Origin of the sequence: Rhodovulum sp. (assembly GCF_011048875.1) — a bacterium.
GTDB classification, from domain to species: Bacteria; Pseudomonadota; Alphaproteobacteria; order Rhodobacterales; family Rhodobacteraceae; genus Rhodovulum; species Rhodovulum tesquicola.
On sequence record NZ_DSDD01000204.1, the window covers coordinates 1 to 5,845 of the forward strand.

4 protein-coding genes are annotated in these 5,845 nt (G+C 67.9%); 2 read left to right on the forward strand and 2 right to left on the reverse strand.

What is annotated here, in order from left to right; all coding sequences use genetic code 11:
- Window positions 1–135: 135 nt before the first annotated feature.
- On the reverse strand, window positions 136–1,302 hold the full coding sequence (gene argE, locus ENN83_RS07105) for an acetylornithine deacetylase (RefSeq protein ID WP_287185538.1): 1,167 nt from the start codon (window positions 1,300–1,302) through the stop codon (window positions 136–138).
- Window positions 1,299–2,513: a M24 family metallopeptidase gene (locus tag ENN83_RS07110; protein ID WP_287185539.1), complete on the reverse strand. Its 1,215-nt coding sequence runs from the start codon at window positions 2,511–2,513 to the stop codon at window positions 1,299–1,301. The genes argE and ENN83_RS07110 overlap by 4 nt, the downstream gene beginning before the upstream one ends.
- A gap of 192 nt (window positions 2,514–2,705) precedes the next feature.
- Between ENN83_RS07110 and ENN83_RS07115 the strand changes: the two genes are divergently transcribed.
- Window positions 2,706–4,076, forward strand: a complete 1,371-nt coding sequence (locus tag ENN83_RS07115; RefSeq protein ID WP_287185541.1) for an aspartate aminotransferase family protein — start codon at window positions 2,706–2,708, stop codon at window positions 4,074–4,076.
- Window positions 4,077–4,340: 264 nt separating this feature from the next.
- Window positions 4,341–5,845, forward strand: a 1,505-nt coding sequence (locus ENN83_RS07120; protein WP_287185543.1) for a type I secretion system permease/ATPase, incomplete at its 3' end; no start/stop codon positions are given.

Consider the following 5,845-nt stretch of genomic DNA (forward strand, 5'->3'; position numbering starts at 1 on the left):
AGCGGCCACAAACCGCTGGCGCAAATCAGAAGAATACGGTTTCCCCATCCATGCCGCCTCCTTCCCGGCAGTCAGCATGAATCAGAAATCACCCCGGATGTGAATCCCAAAGATTCAACTTGGACGCGGTCGACGCTAGCGGGTCAGGACGGTGGCCAGATTGTCCAGCATCGTCAGGCATTGGGAAAGCTGGTCGAGCGTGATGTATTCGTCGGGTTTGTGGGCCTGGGCGATGGAACCCGGCCCGCAGACGGCGGCCGCGCAGCCGATGGACTGGAACAGCCCCGCCTCGGTCGAGAAGGGCACGGTTTCGGCGCGGGCCTCGCCGGTCAGGTCCATCAGCAGGCAGCGGGCGGCGCTGTCTTCCATCGGTTCCAGCCCGGCGACCTCGCCCACCACGCGGGTCAGGATGGCGGCGGCGGGATCGGTGGCGCGCATGCCGGGCAGCAGGACCTCGTCCACATGGCGGGCCATCGCGTCCTTGACAAAGCCCATGTCCGCGGCCTGGACGGGGCGCATTTCCCAGTCCACTTCGGCCCGGCCGGGGATCACGTTATGGGCATGTCCGCCCGCGATCCGGTCCAGGTTGATCGTGGTCCAGGGCGGGGTGAAGGGGCTGTTATGCGGGGCGCGCGCCTTCAGCGCCTCGGCAAGCTCCATCAGCCGGGCGACATAGCGCACCGCGGCCTCGGCGGCGTTCACGCCCGCGTCGGGATTCGAGCCGTGACCCTCAAGGCCATGAAACTCGACCGAATATTCGCAGCAGCCCTTGTGTGCCTCGACGATGCGCATTTCGGTGGGCTCGCCGATGATCGCGATGGCAGGGCGAAGGCCGCGGGCGGCCAGTTCGGCCACCAGCGCCTGCCCGCCGAGGCAGCCCACCTCCTCGTCATGGGTGAAGGCGAAATGCAGCGGGCGTTTGAGCTCCAGCGCCGCCCAGACCGGCGCCATGGCCAGCGTCGCGGCGATGAAGCCCTTCATGTCGCAGGTGCCGCGCCCGTAAAGCCGCCCGTCGGCCTCGTGCAGCCGGAACGGATCGGTGGACCAGTCCTGATCGGTCACCGGCACGACATCGGTATGGCCCGACAGCACGATCCCGCCGTCCGCCGCGCGCGGGCCGAGCGTGGCAAACAGGTTGGCCTTCTGCCCGGTCTCGTTATGGAACAGGTCCAAATGCGCGCCCAGATCGCCCAGCATGGCGGCGATATGGATGATCATTTCGAGGTTCGGCTCCGACGACACGGTGGGGAAGGCCACCAGATCGGCCAGGATCGCGCGGGTGCTGTCCAGCCGGTCGGTCATGGCTTGACGTAGAGCTTGCGCGGGCGGTTGCAGAAGGTCTCGGCCGGGCCGTCCTCGCGGATCAGGATGGATTCGGTGATTTCCAGGCCCCAGTTCTCCATCCAGAGGCCGGGCATGAAATGGAAGGTCATGCCGGGTTCCAGAACGGTTTCGTCCTCGGGGCGCAGGGAGATCGTGCGCTCGCCCCAGTCGGGCGGGTAGCTGAGGCCGATCGGATAGACGCAGCGCGCGCCGCGGCGGATGCCTGCCTGTTCAAGGGGGGCGGCCAGCGCATTGGCGATGTCGCAGGCCCGGTTACCGGCCTTGGCGGCCCATAATCCGGCCTCGATCCCTTCGAGCAGGGCGGCCTCGGCGCGGCGCATGTGATCGGGCGGCTCGCCCAGGAAGATCGTCCGGCAGAACGGCGCGTGATAACGCCGGTAGCAGCCCGAGATCTCGAAGAAGGTGGCCTCTCCTTCCGCGAAGGGCCGTCCGTCCCATGTCAGGTGCGAGGCCGAGGCATCCGCGCCCGAGGGCAGGAGCGGCACGATGGCGGGGTAATCGCCCCAGCCCTCGTCGGTGCCGGTGATCGCGTCGTGATAGAGATCGGCCACCAGCCGGTTCTTGGGCAGGCCGGGTTCGATCCGGTCCAGCACGCCGTCGATCATCTTTTCCGAGATCCGCGCGGCGCGGCGCATGAAATCCAGTTCCTCGTCGGATTTCACGGCGCGCTGCCAGTTCACCAGCGCCGTGGCGTCCACCAGTTCGGCCTCGGGCAGCGCCGCGCGCAGGGTCAGGCAGGCCTTGGCGGAGAAATAGTAGTTCTCCATCTCGACGCCGATCCGCCTGGCGCCATAGCCCAGGTCGCGGATGATGTCCGCAAGCTGCTGCATCGGGTGGCGTTCGGTCGATTGAACGTACTCGTCGGAATAATGCGTGATATGGGCGCCCGCCATCCAGACCGTGCGCACCGCGGCATTGGCGTCCATCTGGCGTCCCCACCACATCGGGTCGGCATCGTGGAAGACCAGAACGCCCTGATGGACGTAGAAGGACCAGCCATCATAGCCCGTGAGCCAGGCCATGTTCGAGGGATCCTCGACGAACAGGATGTCGATGCCGCGCTCTTCCATCGCCCGGCGCACCAGGCCCAGACGGCGGTCATATTCGCCCAGGCTGAAGGGCGCGTGACCCTCGGTGGCATAGCCGAACTGGACGATTTCCTCGATCATGGGGGCGATGGCTCCTGCTGGGCGGCGTGTCGGGCGATATCAGACCATGGCGCGGGGGGCGTCAATCTCTGTGGCGGGAGGCAGGGGTGGAGGCGGCGGGTCAAACCGGCTATGCCTGCGCCGAGCGATATCCCCGATGGGGCTATCCGAGGGGCGCACAAGGCGCCGCAACCGGGCGAAAGGACAGTCGCGATGCTGAGAAACGACCAGTTGGAACAATGGGACCGCGAGAGCTTTTTCCACCCCTCGACGCATCTGGGCCAGTTCGCCCGCGGCGAGGCGCCGGAACGCATCATCCGCACCGGGCAGGGCTGTTTCATCGAGGATCGCGATGGCAACCGCTTTCTGGACGCCTTTGCCGGGCTTTACTGCGTGAATGTGGGCTATGGCCGGGCCGAGATCGCCGAGGCGATTGCCGAACAGGCGCGGGAACTGGCCTATTACCACGCCTATGTGGGCCATGGCACCGAGGCCAGCATCACGCTGGCGAAAATGGTGATGGACCGCGCGCCGGCGCATATGTCGAAGGTCTATTTCGGGCTGTCGGGGTCGGATGCGAACGAGACGAATGTCAAACTCGTCTGGCATTACAACAACCTGCTGGGGCGGCCCGAAAAGAAGAAGATCATCAGCCGCTGGCGGGGCTATCACGGTTCGGGGCTGGTGACGGGGTCGATGACCGGGCTGAAGGTGTTCCACGACCGCTTTGACCTGCCGCTGGAGCGGATCCTGCATACCGAGCCCGCCTATTACTATCGCCGCCCCGATCCCGACATGACCGAGGCCGATTTCGTTTCCTTCTGCGCAGCCGAGCTTGAGGCGCTGATCGCGCGCGAGGGGGCCGAGACCATCGCCGCCTTCATCGGCGAGCCGGTGATGGGGACGGGGGGCATCGTGCCGCCGCCCGCGGGCTACTGGGACGCGATCCAGCCAATCCTGGAGCGCCACGACATCCTGCTGATCGCCGACGAGGTGGTGACCGGCTTTGGGCGGCTGGGCAGCATGTTCGGGTCCGACCATTACGGGTTGCGGCCCGATCTGATCACGCTGGCCAAGGGGCTGACCTCGGCCTATGCGCCGCTGTCGGCCTCGATCGTTTCGCGGCGGATGTGGGACGTGCTGGCGCGCGGGACCGACGAATACGGGCCGATCGGCCATGGCTGGACCTATTCGGCGCATCCGATCGGGGCGGCGGCGGGGGTGGCCAACCTGAAGCTGGTGGACGCGCTGGGACTGGTGCAGAACGCGGCCGAGCTGGGGGCGTATTTCTTGGCGGCGATGCGCACTGCGCTGACCGATCACCCCCATGTCGGCGAGGTGCGCGGCGAGGGGATGCTGTGCGCGGTCGAACTGGTCGCGGACAAGGCGGCGCGGCGCTTCCACGATCCGGCGGGCAAGGTGGCGGGCGCGGTGGTGGCCGAGATGGCGCGCAACGGCGTGATCGCGCGGGCGATGCCGCAGGGCGACATCCTGGGCTTCGCCCCGCCGCTCTGCCTGACGCGGGACGAGGCCGACCAGGTGGTGGATGCGACCCTGCGGGCGATCCGGACCACGCTGGGCTAGGGCCTGCGGCGGCGGGATCGCTGGCGGATTGTGGACACCATGTTTCGCGATTCCGTCCGGGGCCGTGATCGCGAGCCTTGAATTTCGCCGGCGAACCGGCTTTGAGTATGAGCGAGTTCAGGCGCGCGGGGAACGCCCGCCTGCCGGGGTCCGCAAGGGCCAAATGACATGAGGACGCCGATGAGCCCCTCGCGCGGATCGCCTGGCCCAGCCGCGCGACCCGTGCGTCGTGCGCAAGGTGGCCGCCCGCGCAAGGCCGGACCGATGAGCGAAGCCGACGACCGGAACGAATTCACGCTGGCCAAGGCCCGGAGCAGTCGCCTGCTATGGGCCGTGGCGCTGTTCAGTTTCTTCACTAACCTGTTGATGTTGACCGGTCCCCTGTTCATGCTGCAGATCTATGACCGGGTGCTGAGCTCGCGGTCCGAAGAGACGCTGGTGGCGCTGTTCCTGCTGGTGACGGCGCTTTACGTCTTTTACGGGTTGCTGGAATTCGCCCGGGGGCGGGTGACTGCGCGGATCGGGGCGCGGCTTCAGGCGGCGTTCGGGCGCCGTGTCTTTGGTGCGGCGATCGAGCGGTCGGCGCTGCGCAACGGGCAGGGGCCGGGGGGCGGGGCGCTGCAGGACCTTGATTCGGTGCGCGGCGTTTTCGGCTCGCCGGTGCTGCTGGCCTTTTTCGACCTGCCCTGGACACCGGTCTTCCTGGCCGCCATCTTCCTGTTTCACCCGATGCTGGGCTGGTTGTCGCTGGCGGGGGCGGCGATCCTGGTCGTGGTGACGCTGGTCAACCGGATGGTGACGCAGAAGGGGCTGGACGGGTCGAACCAACTGGCCCATGCCGCGCAACGTCTGGCGCGGCAGGCCGAGGAGGGCGGCGCACTGGTCTGGTCGCAGGGCATGGCGCCGGTCATGTCGGAACGCTGGGCCCGGCTGCAGGAAGAGGCGGGTGCGCGGGGGCTGACTGCCAATGATCGCACCGGCAGCTTCAGCTCCTTCTCGAAGGCGTTCCGCTTTTTCCTGCAATCGGCGATCCTGGCGCTGGGGGCTTGGCTGGTGCTGGGCGGCGCGTTGACGCCGGGGGCGATGATCGCGGCCTCGATCCTGATGGGGCGGGCGCTGGCGCCGGTGGACCAGGTGCTGGGCCAATGGCCCGCGATCCAGCGCGCGCAATCGGGCTGGCGCAACCTGCGGGAGTTCCTGGCCGCCATGCCCGCGCGCCGCAAGCCGACCGACCTGCCCGATCCCAAGGCGCGGCTGTCGGTCAGCGGCGTGGCGCTGCGCAATTCGGCCCGGGGCGCGCCGCCGATCCTGTACGGCATCAGCTTCGAGGTGAACCCGGGCGAGGCGCTGGGCGTAATCGGCAAGAGCGGGGCGGGCAAGACCAGCCTGGCCCGGCTGATCCTGGGCCTGGTTCCGCCCAGCGCGGGCGAGGTGCGGCTGGACGGGGCCACGCTGGACCAGTTCGACCCCGATCGGCTGGGCCGACTGATCGGCTGCCTGCCGCAGGAGGTGCGTTTTTTCGACGGCACGGTGGCCGAGAACATCGCGCATATGGCGCTGGAGCCGGATCCGGCCCGCGTTGTCGCGGCGGCGCAGCTTGCCCGCGTCCACGAGATCGTCCTGCGTCTGCCCAAGGGCTATGACACGCCGCTGGTCGAGGGCGACGGGCTGTTGTCGGGCGGCCAGCGCCAGCGGCTGGCGCTGGCGCGCGCGCTGTATCACGATCCCGTTCTGCTGGTTCTGGACGAGCCAAACTCGGCGCTGGATGC

Coding starts and splice junctions, on each gene's coding strand:
- argE (WP_287185538.1), bottom strand. CDS start 1,302: ATGACCGACCGGCTGGACAGCACCCGCGCGATCCTGGCCGATCTGGTG.
- ENN83_RS07110 (WP_287185539.1), bottom strand. CDS start 2,513: ATGATCGAGGAAATCGTCCAGTTCGGCTATGCCACCGAGGGTCACGCG.
- ENN83_RS07115 (WP_287185541.1), top strand. CDS start 2,706: ATGCTGAGAAACGACCAGTTGGAACAATGGGACCGCGAGAGCTTTTTC.